Below are 24,460 nucleotides of genomic sequence, written 5' to 3'. Positions count from 1 at the left end.
TTCGAACAGGGAGCACACAATGTTCAACTCAGCTAACGAGACCCACTTCAGCCTGACGGTGGAAGACTATGTCGGCGACCTGCAAGTGCTGTCGTTCACCGGCACCGAAGGCGTCAGCCAGCCGTATCGTTTCGACCTCGAACTGGTCAGCGAAAACCCCGATCTGGATCTGGAAAAACTCCTGCACAAGCAGGCCTTTCTCGCGTTCGATCCGCAGGGCTCCGGCATTCATGGGCAGATTTATCGCGTCGCTCAAGGCGATGCCGGCAAGCGCCTGACGCGCTACAAAATCTCCATCGTGCCGCAACTGCAATACCTGCATCACCGCACCAACCAGCGCATCTACCAGCAGATGTCGGCGCCGAAAATCATCGCGTTGATCCTCGACGAACACGGCATCAAGGGCAACGCCTACAGCTTCCAGCTCAGCCAGCCGTGCCCGGATCGCGACTACTGCGTGCAGTACGACGAAACCGACCTGCATTTCGTCCAGCGCCTGTGCGAAGAGGAAGGCATTCACTACCACTTTCAGCACAGCGAAAAAGCCCACCTGCTGGTGTTTGGCGATGACCAGACCGTGTTCCAGAACCTCGGCCAGCCGACCGCGTACGTGCAAGGCAGCGGCATGGTCGCCGACGAGCCGGTGATCAAAGGTTTCAAACTGCGCCTGGAAACCCGCACCACACGCACCATGCGCCGCGACTACGACTTCGAAAAACCGCGCCTGCAAATGGAAGCCGCCTACAAACCGGATGGCGAGAGCACGGAACCGGATCTGGAAGACTACGACTACCCCGGCCGTTTCCTCGACCGCGCGCGCGGCAAGTTCCTCAGCCAGCGCGCCCTCGAACGCCACCGCGCCGACTACCGTCAGGCCGAAGGGCGTGGCGACCAGACCAAACTGGTCAGCGGCCACTTCATGGAAATGTCCGACCACCCGCGTAGCGAATGGAACGACCTGTGGCTGCTCACCGAAATCGTCCACGAAGGCAAACAGCCGCAAGTCCTCGAAGAAGGCGTGACCAGCGACACCACCAATAACAAGGACGACTTCCATCAGGGCTACCGCAACACCTTCCTCGCCACCCCGTGGGACGTGTTCTACCGCCCGGCTCTCGAACACCCGAAACCGCGCGTACTCGGCAGCCAGACCGCCATGGTCACCGGCCCCAAAGGCGAAGAAATCCACTGCGATCAATACGGCCGCATCAAAGTGCAATTCCACTGGGATCGCGAAGGCCTCGCCGACGACAAAACCAGCTGCTGGCTGCGCGTCTCCAGCTCCTGGGCCGGCGACCGCTACGGTGCAATAAGCATCCCGCGCATCGGCATGGAAGTCCTCGTCACCTTCCTCGAAGGCGACCCCGACCAACCACTGGTGACCGGTTGCCTTTATCACAAGGAAAACCCGGTGCCGTATGCACTGCCGGCGAACAAGACTCGCAGTGTGTTCAAAACGCTTAGCTCACCTGGAGGCGCGGGGTACAACGAACTGCGCATCGAAGACAAGAAAGGTGCGGAGCAGATCTACATTCATGCGCAGCGTGATTGGGATGAGAACGTTGAGCACGATCAGAAGATTCGGGTCGGGAATGAACGTCACGACACGGTTGAGAAGAACACCTACACCGAGCTGAAAGCTGAAGAACACCGCACCACGATCGCTGATCGCAAGATTGAAGCGAAGGCTGACGATCACCTGACGGTGGGGCAGAGCCAGCACGTCAAACTGGGTACGGCGCAGCTGACCAGTGTCGGGAATGAGATCCACCTGAAGGCGGGTGACAAGATTGTGATCGAGGCGGGATCGGAGCTGACGATTCTGGGTGGGGGGAGTTTTATCAAGCTGGATGCGGGCGGCGTGACGGTGGTTGGGCCGGTGATCAAAATCAATGCGGGTGGCTCGGCTGGCTCCGGTACAGGGATCGGGATTAAACCGCCGGTTCTGCCGGGGGCGGCGGATATGGATAAGGCGGGGAGTTTGATGGATCAGGCGTTGTTGAATGCACCGCCTGAGAAGGTTAAGCCGAAAGCTTTTTTTGTGTTTTCTGAGTGATGAGTTCGTGATGACAAAGAACAATCGAGTGCGTCAATTCAAGCTGCAATGTCTGGCGCTGCTAGCGTTCGGGTTGTGTTCAGGAGCCTTTGCGGCGCAATCGAGCACTGTGCAATGCCCGAGTGACAACTTCGCAGATTTCGTAAAAGAGTTCTCGTCCAAGCCTGAGGTGCAGCAAGCGTTTATCGCCTCGCCCGTGATCGTGCAAACGGTAGTCTTCACCGAGTCAAAGCCGCGAGTGGTGGAGCGAAAGTCGAGGGTGTTGGACCTTCCATCGTTGGTGATGCTTGCTCCCGATAGCATCGCGAAGTCCGGGTTGAGCATGCAAGTCCAACTGCCGAACCATATAGTTGTTCGCGATTACAATGGTGAAGTGCTGAATATCTTCACTTTCAAACATAACGACTGTTGGGTATTGACCCGTGCTGAAGACTGGTCGCTTGAGGCTGTACTTGATGCTCAATACCCGAACTTAAAGGCTTCACCGGGTGAGCGCGCACTAAAAAGAGGGGCGATATATAACCACCTGGGTATCGATACCGAGTCCTCTTCTTCCAGTCAGTTGTACATTTCTGCTCTGAACAGTTATTTACATGGGGCAGACCAAGGCTCCGCAGAGGCTGCCTTTGCAGCGGCGGGGATCAGCCTTTCAGGTCAAGCTCCACGGTTGGAAAACGTAAAGATCCTTCAACTACTGGAGTCAGCTGCCAAGAGCGTACCTGAAGCAGGGATCGCCCTTGCTGACTTCTATTGCGATGAAGGCAATTACGAAGAGAAGCGAGCCTGTGTAAATCCAGAAAAGTCATTGGGGGCTCTTGTAAGCTCTGCCTGGCTCGGTTCCCCGAGTGCATTTATTCAACTAGGCGGCGCCTATGAAACCGGCGCAATCATCCCTAGTGATTTGGCCCGGGCGATGGCGTGTTATCAGGAGGCCGACAAGAAAGGCAACGAGGCAGGTGCTAGAGGCGTCGAACGACTTAGCATCCAAGGCATCACCGCAAATAATTCAATTCATTGCCTTTAAAGCAGGATGCTATCGATGAGCACGGGTCTACTTGAACAGCGCGCCAAATACCCTTACAGCGGATACGAATACGGTTATGGTAAGGGCGGATCTGCGGACGAAGACGGTAACGGTCGGAAGGAAATTGATTGTTCTCATTTACTAAACCTAATGCTCAGTGATGCGGGGTATGACATCCCTTACCGCACTACAAGTCAACTTGCGACAGACACCACGCATTTCGAGTTCATTGCCCTCAACAGCGTTCAGCCGGGTGATATCGCGCTATGGACAGGTATGCACCATACCGGCGTGATCGAGGACATGGACGTTAACCGGGTCAAGGGGAATTTTTTCGGCTCACAGAGTTCGACCGGGCCAAAGTCCGCCAAATACGGTGAGGGCAGCGGCTACTGGCCGATGCCGAACAAGTATCTCCGGCCGAAGGTGGAGTACAAGAGCGGGGCGCAACCGACGCCCGCTCCCGCGCCAGCAGCAACCCCTGCTCCAACAGGGTCACCGCTGATGAGCTTTCAATATCCATTTAGAAAGGCGGACGGGAAGCAGTTTGAGAGTGCCGACGAAATATATAAAGCGTTAGAAAAAGAAACGTCGGGCCACTATCTTCTTGGCAGTAATAAGTTCTGGCATGGTGGTATACACATCAGCAATGCCAGCGCTCCTCAGTGCATCTTGAACGAACCAATTCGATGTATGGCCGACGGTGAAGTCGTGGCCTACCGACTTAACGAAGATTATTTGGAGTCTACGTTCGGTGAAAATGAGAAAAAACTGAAGTATTCCAACTCGTTTTGTTTGGTGCGACATGAGTACAAATCTGCGCCAAATCCAGAAGACGGACCGAATAAAGGCAAGCAAAACAAGCTGAATTTCTACAGCTTGTACATGCACCTTCTGCCCTTCAAGCGTTATCCGCTGACTGAGGAAGAAACTCCGAAACCTCAAGTGACCATGAAAGTAAGTGACTTCAACGCGTACGACGATTTCCCTGAATCTAGTAGCGTTCAGAACGTTGGCAAGCTCGTTGCGGGGACCAAACTTGAGATATTGGATCAAAAGGAGTTAGGCAACGTTACCTATGCGAAAGGGAAAATCCTGTCAGGTAGCGTTAAAAAGAGTGGCCACAAAGTTCGCGAGGCTGGCAAAGAGGTCTGGTTCGCATACTTGAAGGATGGAGAACCCTACAAAAACTCCAAACCCGCACGTATATGGCTGGCAGACCCGATCCCTGAGCGTTTAAAGCCCAAATATTGGCAAGGTAAGGTGAAGGGAACCGCGTTGAAGAGATTGGATCTTTATCAGGATCCTGTCTCTGCCCAAAATGGGCAGACTGCCGGTGCCAAAATGGGCTCGCTGCAACTTACGCCTCAAAGTACGGTGGAGTTTGAAAGTAAAGAGGTACTGAACCTCAATGTCTCAGGGACAATTCGTCGAATGGCGAAATGTACCAGCAGCGGTAGCTTGGCTGGGACGGGAAGCCTTCCTTCCAGCTTCTGGGCGATTGTGGAAAACGACTACGTTGCCTGGGATGTAATCCCGAGTAGTTTCAATTCTGTAGAGCCTGCAAGTACCGGTATCAAGGCGGGAGATCCGATTGGCTATCTGGGGTTGACTGAAAATCTGACTGGCGAAGATGGCGGTGTAGCGAGTAAGTATCAAGTGCACGTCGAGATATTCACTGCCGAAGCAGACGTAAAAGACTTCCTCAAGAATACGGCTGGTCTGAAGGTCGGCAAGCAATACCTGTACTTGCCAGCCGGAAGCGATCTGAAGAAAAAAGCACCTGCGACAGACAGTACGGTGCTGAAAACGGAACATGCAGTGGATTTGAACAAGACGCCGGTCATCAAAGTGGGTACCGACGATTACTACGATGTGAACGTTACTGACAATGCTCAGGCCATGAATGGTCTAGTCAAGAAAGTGGGTGCACAGATTATCACTCAGCATGATTGGGAAAAGCTGGGGTTTCAGGTCGTCGAAGAAACCAATGCGACAGCGGACGGGTTTCTCGATCCGAAGGACATGCCTGCGTTCTTTCAGGATCTGTTCACGAAGGTCGATAAAGACCAGAGCGGGGACGTCGATCCGGCCGAGTTGGCCGAGGCGTTGAAAAACGTTGATACACGGTCGCAATGGTCCAAGCTGGTTGCACATCATCCGACGGAGTGGAAAGCGAAAGCAGATGCTCCAAAATGGAGCCGGCTTGATACTGAGCTTGAGCACGCCCCGAAGACACTGAAGCATGAGAAAGAAAGGATCAGCAGCTATGTGTTTTGGGATGAACTGAAAGAAAAGGCTGCTATCAGTACCGACTTGATATGGCATTTCCATTCGATTGCCTTTGTAGCGAATGCGCTGTCGGCCGTTTGCATTCCACTCAACAAGGCCAAAGAAATCGCACTATTGGTTTCCTCCGGATACGAAGGAAAGAGCAAGTTGGATTATGAGGCACTGGCCGGCAATTTCGATGGTCAAGGTATGTCTTTCGGTGTTATTCAGTGGAACTTCGGGCAGGGCACGTTAGGACCAGTTCTGCTGGAGATGCGTGGAGCAGATCAAGCCACGTTTGACGGATGTTTTGGTGCCAACATGAATTTCCAGACACTGATAAATTCTTTGAACTCTGCGAATACCGCCGCCCAAATGAGTTGGGCGACGGGAGTAATCGCCAGCAACAATGCAGGATGGAAATCGGCTTTCAAGAAGCTTGGTGAGGTCGAAGCGTTTCAAAAGATTCAGCTGAATCATGCGGCGAAATATAATGAGAATGTGACGTCTTGTATCAAGTTGATGCGCGAATTGGCACCGAATCTGATGGTGAAGATTCGACTGCGTACTTACTGTGCGCTATACGACTTGTGTGTTCAGCAAAATCATCTCGCCAAGGCGGAGCAGCTTATTAGAGCCGAATTCCCTAGTGCTAATATTACTACCCAAAAAGAGCTACTGATTTTTGTCTGTAAAAAACGAGCGGAAAAAGCCTCAGAGGCGTATAGGGCCGATGCTTTCAGTCGCCGGATGGGAATCATTCAGGGACAAAAGTATACCGCAACAATGAGTGGCAATACTGCCACGCGAGAAAACGGCAATTACGGAATAATCGTAGAGGGTGACATCTGTGAGCTATAAGTTTCGCTGGTTTATTATTTTGATTTTGTTTTCGTCTCCAGCGTGGAGCGAAGGGAAAAAGCTGGCATGCGATCCTGATACCAATATTTGCTCAGTGACTATTTCGGAGAACTTCTGTGGTTCTGATGGCGTTCCAAAGGCGAAGTTTGATATCAGGAGCCAGCGTTATATATTGAGTTGTGAATGTGACTGTAGCTCTCAGGAAAACACCTTCTGGATTTTGAGTGCTGACGGAAAGGTGCAAACACTTGATGCAAGCAAGATCGTAAGTAGCGTGGATATTATCAAGAATAAATCCGGAGTGCCTGACGCTTTCGGTGTGGTTCCTTATTGTCAACCAATTAATGCGAGTGGTGAAAATCTGGTGTATCTACAGAAAGGTCCTGGCTCCGCGGGGCAACCACAACCATATTGCTATTCAGTACTTGAACATGATGAAGCGCAGAAATGTGAAAGCGCTGAATGTCTGAGTAAGATAGAAGTAGTTTCTGGTGTTGAGAAAAAAATAAAAGAAGAACTTTTAGTCGAGTTTAAAAACGCCACGTCGCGCGTTTATAAGGATAGAGCAAGATTTTCTGGCTTTCCGAAACGTGATTTTATTGAACGCTACATTGGTGAGTATGGTTACTCTTCTGCCAGCCAACAAGTGTTCAATGACGTAGCATTTTTTTGGCAGCAAGCAGGCTTCAACACCGACGCAATTTGGCTTTTGAAAAAAGTTATTTCAGAAAGCCCGACGCGGACAGTTGCCTATCTTAATCTCGCAGATGCTTATTGGGAGACGGGTGATAAAGCATCCGCGGCAAAGAACTATAAGGTATACACCGATCTCATGAGCGAGAATGGCAAGCAAGTCAAGGTTCCTGATCGGGTTAGGCAGCGTGCTACAACGCAGTAATAGAAGAAATTGCAGACTACTCTCCTTCTGTTAACGCTCAAGGGTCATGACTAGTCCTTGGAAATATTATTGTTTGATGGGACCTTTGCTAAGGGACTTTACTGGATCTGTTCTGGTAAAGGGGGCGGATTTATTTGTTGCGCTCGACCGATTTGAATTTGGTTGAGAACTTAAATAGATCTGGCCGGTTTGTCGGGTCTGACTCTATCTTCTGTCGCAAGCCCGTTCAGAATTGAACGGATCACTGACTTTTTACGGACGCCAAGGAATGCAGATTTTCAGATTCAGCCTCATTTTTTTACTTTCAATACTGTCGCCTGTGGTTATGGCTGAGGGCACGATGATTGCCACCATCCTTCAGGCCGACTTTTCCAAGGACCCGGAAGTCCGGTTGCTTGTCAGAGTCGTTGATGTGGGTGGCGGTTCGGATACCCCTTCCATGGCGGTTCGTAATCAATGCCTGGAGAGGAAGGCGTCCGCAGAACGTCCTGGGCCGGATCCGTGCTTTTCGATAGAGATAACTGAGAGCAAAAAGCAACGGGCCATTGTTCGGCAAATGCTATTGAATGATCCTCAGCGCACAACCGATCCTATCTATTTGGAAATTGTTTATCGCTCGGAGGTCAGCGAGAGCGATCCGACGAATCACCATCAGCGATCCGCCACACTGAAGATCGAAGAAAACGGCCTCTACAATTGGAACAATGAGAGCGAACAGGCATTGGCGGACGTTGAGTGGTTTCCCTTGGGAAATGGTGTTCTTGATCTGATGGTTCCTGACGCGGATGCATTGTTGAATTCTGTGTATCGGGATCGTATGAGCCGGCTGGACGAAGGCGGTCAGAAAGCACTGAGGGAAACTCAAAGAGCCTGGATGAAATTTCGAGATGCGGAGTGCGAGGCCGACCCGAAATCGCATAAATCAGTTTTCGGTGAGTGGTCCGATGCCTGCCTAATTCGCGCGACGATAGAGCGTGCTCGCCAACTGGCTTTGGCACCGGACAAGAACAGACGTTGAAACGGACAAGCCAGTGCATTCGCGCGGAAGCGTCGACTTGGATGTCTGATGCGTTTTCGCAGTCGTTTGGTCTGAATCCGTCCGGTAAAACGTTTAGTTTTTGAGCATCTGACGACCACCATTTTCCTTTAAACTCCCCACCCCCAAGGAATGCGCTCAGGACACGGAATGCCAGCCCCCTCGATTTCCCTTCGCCCCGCGTTAGTGCTCTGGCTGTACGCCGCCGCAATCGTGCACATCCTCGCCGGACTCACCCTGACCTGGGCCGGGCATTCCGGATTACTCGACGGCTATCTGCATACACTCGAACTCGCATTCTGGGGCGCCGATCCGGTGCCCACCGCCGGCCACGAACAACAAGTCTGGTGGCTCGCGCTGTTCGGCGCGACGCTGCAAAGCTATTCGCTGTACATGCTCGCGCTGGTGCACTTGGGCAATCGCTTGAAAGCCCCGACAGCGTGGGGCTGGTTGATCGCCGGCATCCTGTTATGGGCGCCGCAGGACATGTGGCTTTCAGCGCAACAGCAGGTCTGGTCGCACCTGTGGCTTGATGGTTTTGCGTTGCTGGTGTTGTTGCCTCCGTTGTTCTGGCTGTATCGGCATGACCGCATAAAGTCGCCACCAGAAAAGATGCCGAGTCAGTCCAACCCGTTTGCCGGTGGCGCCTACAAGCGAGTGCTGATCACCGGCGGCACCGGGTTCATCGGTCAAGCCTTGGTCAATCAATTACTCGACGCGGGCCATTCGGTCAGCGTACTGACGCGCGATCCGTTGAACGCGGCCAATCTATTCAACGGCCGCGTCCGCTGTGTGCATTCGCTCAACGAACTCAGCCACGACGACGCCTTCGACGTGGTGATCAATCTGGCGGGTGCGCCCGTTGCCGGCCCACGCTGGACTGCCAAGCGTCAGTCGCAACTGCTCGCCAGCCGGGTCGGCATCACCGAAGCGTTGATGACCTGGTTGAAGAACACAAAGCAAAAACCAGCACTGTGGATTCAAGCCTCAGCCATCGGCTACTACGGCGTACGCGATGCCAGCGAAAGCCTCGACGAACATGCCAGCAAGGGCGAGGGTTTCATGGCCGAACTCTGTGCGCGCTGGGAAGCCGCCGCGCAACCGGCCACCGAATTTGGCGTGCGTCCGGTCGTGCTGCGCCTCGGCGTGGTGTTCGGACCGGGCGGTGCGCTGACGCCGTTGCTGCTGCCGTTTCGTCTGGGTTTCGGCGGGCGCATGGGCGACGGTCGGCAGATCATGAGCTGGGTGCATCGCGACGATGTGCTTCAGGTGATCGCTCGATCCTTCCACGATGAAAGTCTGCGCGGTACCTACAACATGGTCGCGCCCGAAACAGTTAGTCAGGCCGCGTTCGCCGAGCAGGCCGGCAAGATCCTCAAACGTCCAGTGTGGTTGCACATTCCCGCCGCGCCAGTGCGTGCGCTGGCAGGGGAGATGGCGCAGTTGTTTTTCGACGGTCAGCGCGTGGTGCCGCAGCGTTTGACCGAGGCCGGCTACACCTTCCGCTATCCAACCCTCGACGCCGCTCTGCGCGATCTGACCTGAGGATCGCTCATGAGCAAGCCGTTGATGTACCTGCTGGCCGGCAACGGCAGCGCCGCCGATTGGTGGGACGACGCACTGCCGCACTTTCAGCGCTACGACGTGGTGCCGCTGGAGTTGCCGGGCTTCGGCGCCAATCCGCAACCGCCCTGCGAGGATCTGGCGGACTACGCGCAGACCTTGCTGGCGATGACGCAGAAGGGCAGCGCGATCATGGCGGTCGGGGTCAATGCGTTGCTGGTGTTGCATGCGCTGCAACGCCGGCCCGGACACTTTTCCCGCAGCGTTTTGCTGGCGCCAGTCGGTGCGTTTCTGTGGCAGCGGCGCTTGCCGGCACTGATGTCGCCACTGCCGATCCGCAAAACCATTCACTGGTTGCTGTCGAACAAACCCAAGCTGTTTGCGCACAAGTTCTCCAGGCAGACCTGGACGCCTGCGCAGTATCAGCGCATGGGCGCCGGTTATGCGCGTTGCCGAGCTTTTGTGCCGCATTGGGATCTGGTTCGCGCGGACACGGCGTTGCCGCTGCTCGAGTGGATCACTGATCCGGTCGAACTGGTCTGGGGCGATCAGGACGCCGTGCTCGGCATCGAACAAGCCGCCGCTTGGTCGGCGATTCTGGCCCGCGCGGATCTGACCATCAGCCTGAAAACCGGTTGGGGGCACTACCCGTGGATCGATTCGCCCGCCGAATTCGCCGCGTGGCTGGAGTCGGGCGAGCGCGGTTTTGTCGCGCACACCAAGGGCGGGCGTTTGCGCTTGGCTGAACTGGCGCGGCAACCAGTGCCGGCGGCGCTGACCCTCAACGATTGCAACGATCCGCGTATGTCAGCCTTTCTTGCTGCGCAGCCCGATGTGACCTGGGCGGTGCGCTCCTCCAGTTACGGCGAGGATCAGGCCGATTCGGCGAATGCTGGTTTGAGCACAACCTATTTGCGCGAGCCGACCGCCAATGTGCCGAAACGCATCGCCGAATTGATGGCCGAAGGCGTCGAGGAAGTGGTGGTGCAGCGCTTCATTATGCCAACGGTGTCGGGCATCGCATTTGTCCGGCATCTATCGGTAGAACTGGAGTGGGTAGAAGGGCATCTGGAATCGCTGGCCGATGGTCGCGTCAGCCCCTCGCGGGCAACGCTGTCGCGACTCGGCGATGCTTGGCGCAGCGGCACGTTCACGCCATGCCACGGACTGACCGAAGACTTGCTCTGGCGCTTTCTGCAAGACGTGTTGCGCGTATTCCACTACGTGCCCGGCGACGTCGAATGGGCCTGGGACGGCGCACAATTGTGGCTGCTGCAATACCGGCCGATCAGCGACTACGGCTGGCGCCGGCACCTGACCGCCGCGAACATCGCCGAGATCCTGCCGCCGCAACCGAGCGCACTGGTGGAATACGCCCAGCGTCGAGCCGCCGCGAGCATCCCGGCGATCATGGCGCGTTGGGATGCGCGGGTGCTGCAGGACAACGAGCCGTTCACTGCGGTGTTCGGCGGCGCGTCCTACATCAACAACGACCTTTTCCTCGCCCGACTCGCCGACTGGGGCATCAGCTCGAATAATTACGCCGGTGAGGTCGGTGGCGCAACTCCGCATCTGCCGTGGCAACCGATGAAGATGCTGCGTTCTTTGCCGTTATTTTTGCGTATGCAGCGCGAGGCTCGGGGCCATTTGCTGAACCTTGAACACGGCTTGCAGCGCTTCGATCAGGAACTGGCCGAACTCGTCGCGCAACATGCCGATGGCCAACAACTGGCGGACTGGTTCACCCGGTTTTACGTGTTCGTGGTGCAAGGCAATCTGTGCATCGCCACGGCACTGGCCAGCAGCGGCGGTGACGCACTGGGCCGCCCGCCGACGGCTTACGACAACCTTGAAAACAGTCCGCATCGATTGCCGTGGGAGACCGATCCGGCCACTCCTCGACCTACGGCGACTGAGCTGCCGTTACAGGCATTCCCGCAATGGCCAGGGCTGATCCGCCTCGCGCACTCGACTGGCCTGCCGGGCCTGCGCGGTTATTACCTGCAAGTGCGCGAGTGGTACCGCGACAACCTGATGCGCATTTTCTTCCGCCTGCATCACGCCATGCCACTGTCCGACCGCGAACACTGGTTTGCACCGCATCCGGATGTGCGGACGCGCGATGGTAGCTTCTGGCAGGACGGTCGCGAAGGTGCGGAGCAGGCCACCGGGTTCATGATTTATCCGGGGCAGGTGCAGGGCATTCTGGGCGAGGATATTTTGCTTGAAGACACCCTCGATCCGGGGCGGCACGCGCATTACCAAACCGCGCGGGCGGTGATTGCACGGATGGGTGGGCGGCTGTCGCATGGCTCGACTCTGTTGCGCGAATTGCGAAAGCCGTCGGCGGTGATGCCACAGGTGGATCCGGCGTGGGTGGGGTGTGAGGTGTTGTATCGGGATGGTGACTTGGAATTGATCAATTCGAAGGGCGTGAAGTGAAACTACTGTTGTTCTGATGAGTTGGCTGCCGCGGGCAGCGTTTACTTCCTCGGATTTGTCTTCCGGCATGGCTTTTGCTGGCGGAGCAGCATTCACGGATTTCAACGACACGCCAGTTTTCACTGGCCCCAACCATGAAGCTGGCTCCGTAAGAAAACGGCATCCCGATACCTAGATCAGGCACGGGTGAGATCCCTGCAAAGCGAGATCCACTTCACCGGCATTACATTTTTCACAGGCTGTGCTGCGGCGGCAGCTCCATTTGCGTCGAAATGCTGGACGCTCAGACTGTGGAGTCGTTGGCGGACTGTCGAATGCCCAAGACGGCCACACCCTCGGTACGTTCTACCGGCCCGATATTCGCTTGTCCACCGTATCTGGCATCACGCTCCACCGCGACGAAAACGGCCAAGAGAATGTATTGGAAATCAGCAAAAGGGTCGGTGCAACGGTTTAATGGGCGGTGAGTTCTGCTGATGATGAAACATGCGAAAATATGCCGCTTGATTAAGGGTAATCTGATATGCCGGTATCGCCGTCAGCTAGAGTCTTTTGGATAGTGCTGGGAAAAATTCTGTAGCAAAGTCCCCAAGTTCCAACGCTGAAGCATTTGGGTTCATATAGGTTGTGCGAAGCCATTAATAAAAAAGGCACCTAAGTGCCTTTTAGTTTCCGATTTGTAATTGTTACTTGTTTCTTGAAGGCAACCCCATCATCCAGCGAACCATATCGCCAATCAAGGGGTAGATATCGTTATGCTTTGAACCAAAACGCATGTGCTCACCTTGGAATGAACCAATATCGCGGTTAACTGATGAATCATCCTTGGGTAAATAATTGGCAGCACCATCAATACCAGCATCCACCCGTTCTTGTTCTGTCATGGTGTAATACTGCCATACTGGATTGCTATGGCTGAAATCTATTTCAGAAAGCTCATCATAAAACTTATCAATTAACTCCTTGCTGTTTTCCGGTTTTCGATTGCTGAAAGCCAAATCAAAAACTATTTTTGCCAAAGCTTTCAAAACCACCGGCTGGGCAACTACAGTGGTCAGCTTTGAGTGTTCTTGACCAAAGCCGGGGATGGCAGAGACTTCTTCCCAAAATCTGTCTGTGACTTCTGTTTTATCAATTACCTCACTTGCTTTAGCCCCTGAAATATTGGATTTATTCAGGAAAAGCCTTGCATTTACGGCGACGAGATCCTTTCGTGAAATTGCTCCACTATCATTGGCCCAGTCAGTCTGATCTTTCTCTTCTACCTTCATTCCCAATTTATCAATCAAATTTTCCTTGATGTAAAGATTGACTGGGTTTGAGTTGTCGAATTGAAGAGCTAAGCTAGTGTCTACCTTTTTTCCTAGACGATTCAAATCATGGAAAAGCTGACGTTCTTGGTCAATATTTAGTCCGAGGTGAACTTCGAGAGAGACAGTGCAAAATGTTCTGGCAACAGAAAAACATTCTTGCCACAGTTCAAGTTCACCTGATGAGCACTCTCCTCCTTGGTAGAGACTCCCTTTTTTTGGGTAAGCTTTATTTTGAGTAACATCTCTTAAGAAGCTAAACACCATCTCCATGCCTTGTCGACGATGCTGACCATCAACTACCCAAAGTACATGGCGCTGAGAAAGATAAACTTTAAAGGAGGCAATTTCTTCATTCGACTTTAGTGCAATTCCGTTGATGTCACCACCAGCTGGATTACATTCACGAATGTTAACTACAACTGGTTGAAGGGACATATACGGTTGTTTACCAATATCTGTCTGTACTTTTAAAAAAATTTCAGGTACTGGTTTGTTATCAATCAGCCGTTTACTGATTGCAGAGCTGACTAGACCTTTAAGCACGTAACTTGCAAGTTTTTGAGCATGCACTGGATCTAGTTTTCGCTGGGCAAGCTGATCACCGTCTCGCGCAGGATCGTTAGCGACAGCTGAGAGCTGATAGAACTCATACATAGGAACATTCATAGTGAATGTTCGAAAGCCCAAATTGTGCCCAATAAACACTTTTACAGGCTTTTCTGAGCTGTCTCCAACGCTGACTAGGGCATCGAGGCCTGAAAGAGGGGTTGGTGCTCCGTTTGAATTTGCTGGGTACATTTTTTTCTCCTGGTTATTTGTTGTGCCAGGGAAATATACAAAACATCCCTGGGAACATCAATCGATATCCCAGGATTTAAAGCTATTGCTCCAGGGATATTTGATAGATTTTTCCTATAAAGCCTGTGTATGTCATTTTTGTGAGAACGGCCGTGTATTGTAAAAGCAACCAAGCCGTCGATCCGGAGTTAGAAAATCTGGCAATCTACGTGAGGCTCACAGACATTGCCTCGTATCGAAAGATGAAAGGCATTTTTCGTTTTGATGTGCATCGGAAGTGATCCCGCATCCAGGCTAGCCTGTTCCCGGTTTCGCAGAAAAAATGTTCTCCAGGATCACCTCGCTCGAGTCATTAACCTGAATATTCCAAGCTGGACTTGGTGAATTTGGACTTCTGTAAGGTGTTGCCTAGATGCCCATTGATCTACTAAAACTTTATCTATAGCTCTTTTAGTGGAATTGCTGTCGCTTCGCTTCGAAGCCAAATACCAGTGCAGTATCGAAGTAAAAGGGCAGATCAGAGAGCAGAACCCGAAACCATCATCGAGTGTTTTTTCTGGCACAAAAGCAAACGCCCCGCATAAATTGGGGCGTTTAGCGGGCGAGCACTCCAGTGCGTTTGCGGAGTCAGTAGTGCCCCCTTTATCTAATCAACGTACCTTCGTGGGTTAGCCGGAGAGGGCTCGCGCCTCAATATGATCCAGCGCTCCTTCCACCATCAAATGAACACCATCTGCCATTCTACTCAGTGCTAATGCAACTGAGCGGCGTGAGCCATCAATGTCATCGGCTAAATCTGCAGCGATGGCGCTAATGGATAGCAAGTCTTCCGAGGCATTGGCCAGGAGAGCCTCGGTGTCGATATCGTCGCACACACTGAAAAGGCTGCCCTCACGGCGTTTGAGTGGCTTTTTGGTATGAGTGGGGAAGTAGTGAGTGAACGCTCGCTCTGCGGCTTCTTTGTCGAGGGCTACTTCGTCTACGGGGTCGGAGGGCGAAATTTCAGCTGTTACGGGGGGATTGGGTGTTGGTTTGATCATTCGGTCTTACTCCAGATTTAGGAGCCGACACCGTTTCGCTCGCACTTCGAAAGTGGTGGCAGCTGTGCATAGGTGTGCAAGACCGGTGGAGTCACCCGGCAGGCCCGAAGGCCTCCCATACACAGCAGCCATAACGAGTCGCGAGCATAGGAAAACGCTCGGTGAATTGCCATAACCAATGTGCACTCCAACGGACTTGCACGTCCGGCCACCGATTTTTCGGTGACTTACTAAGCGTATCGATGAACCTTCAACTCGCCTAGTTCACGCATGCCGCCGCGCTTTGCGGGAAATTTCCTAAGGAGTTGCAGGGGGGAAGATCAAAAGATCGCAGCCTTCGGCGGCTCCTACAGGGTTGTGTTTCAACAGGTGTAGGAAAGGTGAAGGGTGAGACGCGGAGCGTCTCGGGATGCATTCTCACGCGGAGCGTGGGAACGATCATAGGCGGAGTTGGGAATCGTGACTTGGCGGTCATCGTGCGGGAAATTGGCTGCATCATCTTCCAATAACGTCAGATACTGGCGTTATCGTCCGAATCCCTTACACTGCCCCGGCCGTTCATTTTCCTTTTGAGGCTGTGCGCATGAAATTTCGTTTTCTTCTTTGGATGATGGGTTTGTTGATGGGTAAGGCCAGCCGGACAAATCCTGCGTTCCAGCAGCAGTTGGGTGACAAGGATCTGGTGTTTCAGCTGCAGACGCTGGACGGGAAAGTGGCGCGGCATTTTGTGGTCAAGGATCAGCGCATCACCAGCAAGTCTGGCGTGGTGGCGGAGCCGGCGTTTGCGATTGCGTTTAAAGATGCCGGTTATGGCTTTGCGACGATGCAGGCGAAGAACAAGCAACTGGCGTTTATGCAGGGGATTCAGGACAAGTCGATTCAGCTGAAGGGCAATCCGGCGCTGGTGATGTGGTTTCAGGGGTTGATGAAGTATTTGGTGCCGAGGAAGGCTAAGCCTAAGGCTTGAGCCTTTGGTGACGCGGAGCGTCACGGGATGCATTCCCACGCGGAGCGTGGGAACGATCAGGGGCGGTCTGATAGATTGAGTTGGATTTTTCGCGAGCAGGCTCGCTCCCACAGGGGTTTGTGTAAATCCTTGGGGGAGCGGGCCTGTTTTGTTTAGCCCTGGCTGAATTGCGAAGCCAGTTCGCGCAGCAGGACTTCGGCTTCGAGGACTTTGCTGACGACGTCGTTGGCTTTTTCGCGGGTCAGGCCAACGCGTTCGAGCAGGGCGTCTGGAATGTCTTCATCCGGGCCCGAACCGATCCCGCGTCCACGCAGTAGGCGTACGGCCAGGCAGACAAGGTTCGGGTATTCAGCGTAGGCGCCGTCATAACTCGGATCGTGCTGGAAGCGCAGCGCGGTGGCCAGTTCGTCCGGCATGTCCCAGTAGCGCATCAGCCACGAGCCGATCTGTTCACGGCTGATACCGAGCAGGTGTTGCTCGATGTAGCTGTGGCACAGGTGCGGGTTGACCTCCAGGTGGCGGCAGATCAGCGAGAAGTGCGGCGGAAAGACGTGGGCCAGCAGCAGATAACCGAAGTTGTGCAGCAGACCGGCGAGGTAGGTCAGGCCGGCTTCCGGGCGCTGGGCGCGCGGCATGGCGCGGGTCAGGCCTTCGATGACGGCGGCGGTGTAGATCGATTGCTGCCAGTACGGCGTCGAGTGTTGCGGATGGTCTTTGGGCAGGCTCAGGGTCTTGCCGAGGGCCAGGCCCAGCGCCAAGTTGATCACCAGATCGAAACCGAGCACGCGGACGATCGCGTCTTCTACCGAGCGAATCTTGCCCGGCGAGGCGTAGTACGGCGACGCCGCCCAGCTCACCACTTGTGCGGCCAGCGCCGGGTCGGTTTCAACGACGCCGGTGATGTCGTCGATGGTGGCGTTGGGGTCGACGCGCAGCTTGATGATTTTTTGCGCGGTTTCGGCCAGCGGCGGAATCTCGATGGTCGCTTCCAGGCGCTGCTGAATGCGCCGTGCGGTAAACGCTTGCACGGCCTGGGTGATTTCCTCGCGGTCATCGTCCGGGCGGTCGAGGTTCGGGCGGATGCTGTTCAGCGCTTCGCCGAAGTTGGCGGCGCTGGCCTTGGTCAGCATGCTTTTGAAGGCTTCGCTGGTGATTTCCAGCAACACGCCCGGCTCACCGGAGTTGATCAGCAGCTTCGGCTCGCGCAGCAGGCTTTCTTCGTAGAGGCACGGCGAACTGGTCAGTGCCGGCAGGCCTGGCAGCAGGCTCAGGCTGTGTTTGCCGAGCATCTTTTGCAGGCGCTCGGTCGACACGGCGGTCAGGCGACGGCCCGTCAGTTCGGCGAGGCGATTGAGGTCGAGCAACTGGCTCTGCGGAAACAGCACCATCAGCGCGCCGACAGCGTCGTCCAGCAACACGGCTTGTACTTTGCGCGAGGCATTGAGGCCGTGGTGGTCGAGCACTTCTTCGTAGGCGATCCCGAGCTTGTCCAGCAGCAGCCGAATGACAGACGGCGCGTGCGGGGATTCGGGGGCGAGAGCGGCTTCGGTCATGGTCTGTATCCGTTTTTGAAACAATGGCAGGAGTATAACCAGCTTGGTCAGAACGAGCTGTCAGAAACTGCGACGGTGCTCACACTTGGCCGTATTGCTGCCCGTGGCGCAACCAGCGGTCAAGCAAGGGGCTGACGTGGGTCGGCCAGCGTTCCAGCAGCGCTTGCGCCGCGTCACGAACGGCGGGCAATAAGTCGGCGTCGCGCATCAGATCCGCGACCTTGAATTGCAGCAATCCGGTCTGGCGGGTGCCGAGCATTTCACCGGGGCCGCGCAGTTCGAGGTCTTTTTCGGCGATGACGAAACCGTCGTTGGTCTCACGCATGATGCCCAGACGCTGGCGACCGATCTGCGACAGCGGCGGATGGTAAAGCAGCACGCAATGGCTGGCGGCGCTGCCCCGACCGACACGGCCGCGTAACTGGTGCAGTTGCGCGAGGCCGAGGCGCTCGGGGTTTTCGATGATCATCAGGCTGGCGTTGGGTACGTCTACACCGACTTCGATCACCGTGGTCGCGACCAGCAGTTGCAGGTTACCGGCCTTGAATTCGGCCATGACGGCGGCCTTCTCGACGGGTTTCATGCGCCCGTGGATCAGCCCGACTTTCAGTTCGCCGAGCGCAAGAGTGAGGTCTTCGAAGGTGGTTTCGGCGGCCTGACAGGTCAGCTCTTCCGACTCTTCGATCAGCGTGCACACCCAATAGGCCTGACGGCCCTCGGCGCAGGCACCGCGCACGCGCTCGATGACTTCGACGCGGCGGGTGTCGGTAACCAGCACGGTGTTGACCGGGGTTCGACCCGGCGGCAGTTCGTCGAGGATCGAGGTGTCGAGGTCGGCGTAGGCGCTCATCGCCAGTGTGCGTGGAATTGGTGTCGCGGTCATGATCAGTTGATGCGGACACATGCGCCCACCGACGCCTTTCTGCCGCAGCGCCAGACGTTGCTGCACACCGAAGCGATGCTGTTCGTCGATGATCACCAGCGCTAGATTCTTGAATTTAACTTCGTCTTGGAACAGCGCGTGGGTGCCGACCACCATCGGTGTGCCACTGGCGATCTGTTCCAGCGCGGCGACGCGGTTCTTGCCCTTGAGCTTGCCGGCCAGCCACGCCACTTCAATGCCCAGCGGTTCGAGCCAGCGCTTGAAGGTGATGAAGTGTTGTTCGGCGAGAATCTCGGTCGGCGCCATCAGCGCGACTTGATAACCGGCTTCCAGCGCTTGCAGAGCGGCGAGGGCGGCGACCACGGTTTTACCCGCGCCGACGTCACCCTGAATCAGCCGCAGCATCGGTTCGTGCTGACTGAGGTCGTAGGCGATTTCGTTGCCGACGCGCTGTTGGGCGCCGGTCGGGTTGAAGCCAAGATTCGCCAGATATTTCGGCGGCAGCTTTTTCGCTTTCGGCATCGCCGGCGCGCGCAACGAGCGCATGCTTTCGCGCAGACGTTGTTGCGACAGTTGATGCGTCAGCAGCTCTTCGAAGGCCAGACGATGCTGCGCCCAGTGATGACCGAGGGCGAGTTCGTCGACGTCGGCATCGGCGGGCGGATTGTGCAGGTAGCGGATCGCATCGGCCAGCGGTGCGAGTTGATAGTCGCGCGCCAGTTCGGTCGGCAGCCAGTCGGGCAGGGTGTCGGGCTTGAGCATCGTCAGCGTCTGCATGCACAGTTGACGCAGACGCGCTTGGGTCAGGCCTTCGGTCAGCGGATAAACCGGGGTCAGGGTTTCATCCACTGGCGGCGGTTCGTCGCCGGTGATGGCGCGATATTCCGGGTGGTAGATTTCCAGACCTGAGGCGCCGGGCCGGGCTTCGCCGTAGCAGCGAATCCGCGTGCCGCGTTTGAGGCCTTCTTTCTGCGCGTTGCTGAAATGGTAGAAGCGCAGGCTCAAGCCGCCGGTGCCGTCCTGCATGCGCACGACGAGGCTGCGACGGCGGCCCATGACCACGTCGGCGCCGCTGACGGTGCCTTCGACCACGGCGTCCTGACCCGGTCGCAAATGGCCGATTGGCACCACGCGGGTACGATCCTGATAACGCAGCGGTAGATGAAACAGTACGTCCTGGAGATTTTCCAGACCGACCTTGGCCAATTTCTCGGCCATGGCTTCACCGACACCCTTGAGTGCCGTCACCGACACTTGCGACAGCTCAGTCATGACGCTCGCTTAACCGGCCGTAACCGGTGTCGCTGGCTTGGCCACCGAGCACAGGCGAATGGAGTCGGCGAGGATTTCGATGGCTTTCGGCCGTGGGAAACTCGCACGCCAGGCGATGGCCACGGTGCGGAACGGCACCGGTGGCGACAGCGGACGCACTGCGATCACGCCGGGGGCGTAGTGATGGCTGTCAACAGCCGACAACGGCAGGATCGAGATGCCCAGACCGGACGCGACCATGTGGCGAATGGTTTCCAGCGAACTGGATTCGACCGTGGTGTGCTTGGCGCCGTCGCCGCCCTTGGTCAGGGTCGGGCAGGCTTCGAGTACCTGATCGCGGAAGCAGTGACCTTCGCCGAGCAGCAGCAGGCTCTTGTCGTTGAGCAGGCCGGCGTCGATGGTTTCTTTTTTCGTCCACGGGTGCTGGGCCGGCATGAGCACGTAGAACGGCTCGTCGTACAGTGGCAGGGTCAGCACGTCGGCTTCGTTGAACGGCAGGGCGATAATGATCGCGTCGAGTTCGCCGTTGCGCAGTTTGTCGCGCAGCACGTGGGTGAAGTTTTCTTCGATGTACAACGGCATCTGCGGGGCGACCCGGTGCAGTTGTGGAATCAGGTGCGGGAACAGGTACGGGCCGACGGTGTAGATCGCGCCGACTTTCAGCGGTGCGGTCAGCTGATTCTTGCCGGCCTGGGCCAGTTCGCGGATGCCTTGGGCTTGCTCAAGAACTTTCTGCGCCTGGGCGACGATGCCTTCGCCGACCGGGGTCACGCGCACGGCGCTCTTGCTGCGCTCGAAAATCAGCACACCGAGTTCGTCTTCAAGTTTCTTCACGCCCACCGATAGGGTCGGCTGGCTGACGTGGCATTTCTCGGCCGCGTGGCCGAAATGCTGCTCTTGGGCGAGGGTAACGATGTAGCGTAATTCTGTGAGGGTCATAGCAAAGCGTCCATGAAGATGCGGGCCAAGCATACCGGCTGCAATCGATAGACGCACGTTATCAGACTGAGGGCGACATGCGACACCGGGCAATGTCGGTTTGCCGCTGGCAGATATGCAAAAGGCACCTTTCGGTGCCTTTTGGGCTTTGCGCAGACCTTGTAGGAGCCGAGCTTGCTCGCGAAGGCAGCGTGTCAGTCAGTACATCTTTCTCTGACACATCGCTTTCGCGAGCAAGCTCAGCTCCTACAGACCGCGTTAACGGCGGCGTTCGAGGGAATAAACAAACGGTGCAACAATTTCGATCGAGCCGTTGTTCAGCATGTCAGCCGGTGGCTTGGGTAGCGGTTGTGCGCGGCGGATCATTTCCAGGGTAGCCCGGTCAAGATCAGCATTGCCAGAGCGGCCCACCAGTTCGAACGACAGCACGTTACCTTCGGCATCCACCACGAAACGCAAACGGTTCAAGCCTTCCTTGCCCCGTGCCTGAGCACTGGCCGGGTACTTTTTGTACTTGGCCAAATGCGCGAGCAGGGTGCCTTGCCAGCTGGCTTTGGCAGCCATCTGGGCCGGCGACGGGCCTGGCGCAGGCTGGGCGGATTTCTCCGTCGGTGCCTGAGTCGGCTGGGTGTCGGCCGGTTTTTCCTCGGAAGGTTTTTCCTTCGGCGGATCGGGCAGCTTCTTCTCGACCGGCTTCGGCGGTTTAGGCTTGGGCTTCGGTTTAGGTTTCTGCACCGCGATTTCAGCTTTCGGGGCTTCGGCCAGTTTCGGAATCGGCAACTCTTCAACCGGAGCCGGTGGCTGCGGCGGTGTGACGACTTTCGGCGGAGCAGGCGGTGGCGGGGCCGGAACCGGGGCCAGCTCGACCATCATTGCCTGCGGCGGCAATTCGATGGGCGGGCGGGCGGTCCAGTTCAGCGCCAGCGCGATGGCCAGCGCATGAACGCCCAGCACCACGGCCAGGCTACCGCTGTAACGCGTCAGCTTATGGCGCGTCGTGATCATTTCTTGGCTGCCGTCTCAAGTCCTACCAGGCCGACCTTCAGGTAACCGGCGGAACGCAGGTTATCCATCACGCTCATCAGGTCGCCGTAATCCACGCCTTTGTCAGCCTGGAAGAAGATGGTGGTGTCTTTCTTGCCCTTGGTTCTGGCGTCGAGTGTGGCGCCCAGTGCTTCGGGCTTCACTTCGTCTTCGCCGAGGAACAGGCGCTGATCAGCTTTTACGCTGAGGAACACCGGTTTCTCTGGCCGCGGCGCCGGTTTGGCGGTCGAGGCAGGCAGGTCGACTTTGATGTCCACGGTGGCCAACGGAGCGGCCACCATGAAGATGATCAACAGCACCAGCATCACGTCGATAAACGGCGTGACGTTGATTTCGTGGTTCTCGGCCAGATCGTCGTCTGCGCCTTCTTTCAAATGCAGGCCCATGGCCGATTACCCCACTTTAACCATGTGCGGCTGCGAGCTGCGCTCAGGCTGGTGGTCGAGGTCGCGGCTGACCAGCAACAGGACTTCTGCCGAAGCATCGGAAACCTGCGCCTTGTAACCGGCGATCGAGCGGGCGAAGACGTTGTAGATCACAACCGCTGGAATCGCTGCAACCAGACCCAGTGCGGTGGCCAGCAGCGCTTCGGCGATACCTGGCGCCACAACGGCGAGGTTGGTGGTCTGGGTTTTGGCGATGCCGATGAAGGAGTTCATGATGCCCCACACGGTACCGAACAGACCGACAAACGGCGCGGTGGAACCGATGGTGGCGAGGACGCCGGTGCCGCTGCTCATGTTGCGACCGCAGGCTGCAACCAGACGCTCAAGACGGAAGCTGACGCGTTCCTTGATACCTTCTTTCTCGCGGCTGTTGACCGACAGGCGCATCTCTTCGAGCGCGTCGTGCACCAGCAGGTTGGCGAGGGTGCCTTCCTTGCCGGCCGTGGCGCTGGCTTCTTTAAGGGTGGTGGCTTTCTTCAGGGCGGCGATTTCGCCACGCAGACGACGCTTGGCGCCCATCAGCTCAAAGCCTTTGGCGATCCAGATGGTCCAGGTGATGATGGAAGCGATGGCCAGACCGATCATCACGATTTTCACGATGATGTCGGCGTTCTGGTACATGCCCCACGGCGACAGGTCGTGGGCCATGCCCAGCGTGTTGTCGGCTTCGAGAACTTCAGGAACGTCGGCAGCGTCTACCGCTTGCACTGGATCGGTTGCAGTCGGTGCGGCAGCCGGGGCGGTGGCAGGCGCGTCAGCCGCAGGTGCGTGCTGTTCGGTCGCGGCCGGTGCGGCTGGCGCTTGCGCGTCGGCGAAGGCGGCGGTCGGTGCCAGCATCAGGCTGAGCAGCAGAGCCGCCACTGCGCTCCAGGCGCGAGGTCGTTGGGTTGGCGAAGCGGGGATTTGATTACGTGTCATGCTGGCCGGACCTGAGATAGAAAAACGATGATGCTCTTCCAGGCCTCGTGAGGCCGAGAACAAAAGTGGCAGGCATTATTGCAAGTAATTCTTGTTAACAAAAGTAATAGAGTATCTTTTTTTCCTTGATTGCTAGCCGCTCGTCACTCGCCGGGCCTAGTCTGTCGCTTTCCGATGGGAGTTTTCTGATGTCTGCGCCTTCTGTTCTGATTGCCGGTTGTGGCGATATTGGTAGTCGTCTGGCCACGCAATTGCTGGCCGCTGGCTGGGAAGTCCATGGCTTGCGCCGGGATGTGTCACGTCTGCCTGAGGGTGTCATTGGTGTTGCCGGGGATCTCTTTAATGAAGATTGCCCGGACACCTGGCCGATCGGTGCGGTGGATTACCTGGTGTATTGCGCTGCTGCGACCAATCACGATGAAGCCGGGTACCGCGCGGCTTACGTGCAGGGTTTGCAGAATGTGTTGAGCTGGCTGGATGACTACGGACAGGTGCCGGAGCGGCTGTTGTTTGTATCCAGCAGCAGTGTTTATGGGCAGATGGATGGCGAGTGGGTGGACGAGACCTCAGCGACAGTGGCCAGCGGTTTCTCCGGACGGTTGATGCTTGAGGCTGAGCAAGTCGCGCTCAAAAGCGGTATCCCGGCGAGCATCCTGCGCCTGACCGGTATTTACGGCCCTGGCCGCGAGCGTCTGCTGACGCAAGTTCGCGAGGGTTATCGCGTCGCCGTCGAGCCACCGCTGTATGGCAATCGCATTCACGCGGACGACGCGGCGGGTCTGCTGAAGTTTTTGCTCGAGGCGGATCGGCAGGGGACTGCGCTGGAAAGCATCTACATCGGCGTCGACGATGCACCGGCACCGTTGGCCGAAGTGGTCGACTGGTTGCGCGAGTATCTGGGCGTAACCGAGTGGGCAGATGAGGCGAGTGTGCGGCGTACTGGCAGCAAGCGCTGCAGCAATGCCCGGGCAAAGGCCCTCGGCTGGACGCCAACATACCCAAGCTACCGCGAAGGCTGCGATCTTTTCAGCGGTTTACTGTTTCTCGAGCAACCACTTGCGAGCACCCGGTGTGAACTGCGGCTGTTCATCCGCCAGCGCGGAGTTCACCGCTTGCAGGATTTCCAGCTCTTTGCC

Annotated in this window: 16 protein-coding genes and 1 pseudogene; 9 read left to right on the top strand and 8 right to left on the bottom strand. The window is 56.3% G+C overall.

What is annotated here, in order from left to right; genetic code table 11:
- Positions 1-19: 19 nt before the first annotated feature.
- From tssI to GVL50_RS17175, 7 genes are all read left to right on the top strand, one after another.
- Entirely contained in the window at positions 20-2,056 is a 2,037-nt protein-coding gene (gene tssI, locus GVL50_RS17205; protein ID WP_159814424.1) for a type VI secretion system tip protein VgrG, read from the top strand.
- Between the two features lie 10 nt (positions 2,057-2,066).
- Entirely contained in the window at positions 2,067-3,080 is a 1,014-nt protein-coding gene (locus GVL50_RS17200) for a sel1 repeat family protein (protein ID WP_178124200.1), read from the top strand.
- A 15-nt stretch (positions 3,081-3,095) separates the two neighbouring features.
- A complete protein-coding gene (locus tag GVL50_RS28775; protein ID WP_256671879.1) occupies positions 3,096-6,212 on the top strand; it encodes a hypothetical protein in 3,117 nt (1,038 codons plus the stop codon).
- Complete coding sequence (locus GVL50_RS17190; protein ID WP_159814422.1) at positions 6,202-7,110, top strand: type IV pilus biogenesis/stability protein PilW; 909 nt, start codon at positions 6,202-6,204, stop codon at positions 7,108-7,110. Before GVL50_RS28775 ends, GVL50_RS17190 begins: the two co-directional genes overlap by 11 nt.
- A 268-nt stretch (positions 7,111-7,378) precedes the next feature.
- Positions 7,379-8,128 (top strand): lysozyme inhibitor LprI family protein, encoded by a 750-nt coding sequence (locus tag GVL50_RS17185; protein WP_256671878.1) that lies wholly within the window; start codon positions 7,379-7,381, stop codon positions 8,126-8,128.
- 168 nt (positions 8,129-8,296) lie between these two features.
- Positions 8,297-9,691, top strand: a complete 1,395-nt coding sequence (locus GVL50_RS17180; RefSeq protein WP_159814420.1) for a TIGR01777 family oxidoreductase — start codon at positions 8,297-8,299, stop codon at positions 9,689-9,691.
- 9 nt (positions 9,692-9,700) lie between these two features.
- The gene (locus GVL50_RS17175) at positions 9,701-12,151 is read left to right on the top strand and encodes an alpha/beta fold hydrolase (protein WP_159814418.1); all 2,451 of its coding nucleotides are present in this window, start codon (positions 9,701-9,703) and stop codon (positions 12,149-12,151) included.
- Positions 12,152-12,837: 686 nt separating this feature from the next.
- Here the strand turns inward: GVL50_RS17175 and GVL50_RS17170 are convergent.
- Both GVL50_RS17170 and GVL50_RS17165 read right to left on the bottom strand, forming a co-directional pair.
- Entirely contained in the window at positions 12,838-14,262 is a 1,425-nt protein-coding gene (locus GVL50_RS17170; RefSeq protein ID WP_256671877.1) for a DNA sulfur modification protein DndB, read from the bottom strand.
- A 668-nt stretch (positions 14,263-14,930) separates the two neighbouring features.
- Positions 14,931-15,302: a DUF6124 family protein gene (locus GVL50_RS17165; protein ID WP_159814416.1), complete on the bottom strand. Its 372-nt coding sequence runs from the start codon at positions 15,300-15,302 to the stop codon at positions 14,931-14,933.
- Positions 15,303-15,885: 583 nt separating this feature from the next.
- On the opposite strand from GVL50_RS17165, the gene GVL50_RS17160 reads away from it, so the two are divergent.
- Positions 15,886-16,269, top strand: a complete 384-nt coding sequence (locus GVL50_RS17160) for a helicase (protein WP_016985803.1) — start codon at positions 15,886-15,888, stop codon at positions 16,267-16,269.
- A 152-nt stretch (positions 16,270-16,421) separates the two neighbouring features.
- Here GVL50_RS17160 and GVL50_RS17155 read toward each other — a convergent pair whose 3' ends face one another.
- From GVL50_RS17155 to exbB, 6 genes are all read right to left on the bottom strand, one after another.
- Positions 16,422-17,822: an aminoacyl-tRNA deacylase and HDOD domain-containing protein gene (locus GVL50_RS17155; protein WP_053125066.1), complete on the bottom strand. Its 1,401-nt coding sequence runs from the start codon at positions 17,820-17,822 to the stop codon at positions 16,422-16,424.
- A 79-nt stretch (positions 17,823-17,901) separates the two neighbouring features.
- The gene (recG, locus tag GVL50_RS17150) at positions 17,902-19,977 is read right to left on the bottom strand and encodes an ATP-dependent DNA helicase RecG (protein ID WP_053125064.1); all 2,076 of its coding nucleotides are present in this window, start codon (positions 19,975-19,977) and stop codon (positions 17,902-17,904) included.
- A gap of 9 nt (positions 19,978-19,986) precedes the next feature.
- Positions 19,987-20,916, bottom strand: coding sequence for a hydrogen peroxide-inducible genes activator (locus GVL50_RS17145; RefSeq protein ID WP_053125062.1), 930 nt, complete (start codon positions 20,914-20,916; stop codon positions 19,987-19,989).
- A gap of 258 nt (positions 20,917-21,174) precedes the next feature.
- Positions 21,175-21,921, bottom strand: a complete 747-nt coding sequence (locus GVL50_RS17140; RefSeq protein WP_038359287.1) for an energy transducer TonB — start codon at positions 21,919-21,921, stop codon at positions 21,175-21,177.
- Positions 21,918-22,346 carry a TonB system transport protein ExbD gene (exbD, locus tag GVL50_RS17135; protein ID WP_053125060.1) on the bottom strand — a complete coding sequence of 143 codons (429 nt, stop codon included), beginning with the start codon at positions 22,344-22,346 and terminating at the stop codon, positions 21,918-21,920. Before exbD ends, GVL50_RS17140 begins: the two co-directional genes overlap by 4 nt.
- 6 nt (positions 22,347-22,352) lie before the next feature.
- Positions 22,353-23,324, bottom strand: coding sequence for a tonB-system energizer ExbB (gene exbB / locus GVL50_RS17130; protein WP_159814414.1), 972 nt, complete (start codon positions 23,322-23,324; stop codon positions 22,353-22,355).
- Between the two features lie 188 nt (positions 23,325-23,512).
- Between exbB and GVL50_RS17125 the strand changes: the two are divergent.
- Positions 23,513-24,340: pseudogene (locus GVL50_RS17125) on the top strand (SDR family oxidoreductase); the annotation flags it as partial.
- Positions 24,341-24,460 lie beyond the last annotated feature (120 nt).

This window comes from Pseudomonas sp. 18058, from assembly GCF_902706155.1.
GTDB classification, from domain to species: Bacteria; Pseudomonadota; Gammaproteobacteria; order Pseudomonadales; family Pseudomonadaceae; genus Aquipseudomonas; species Aquipseudomonas rustica.
Note: the sequence above shows the minus strand (reverse complement) of the source record. Positions and strands in the feature narration are given on the sequence as shown.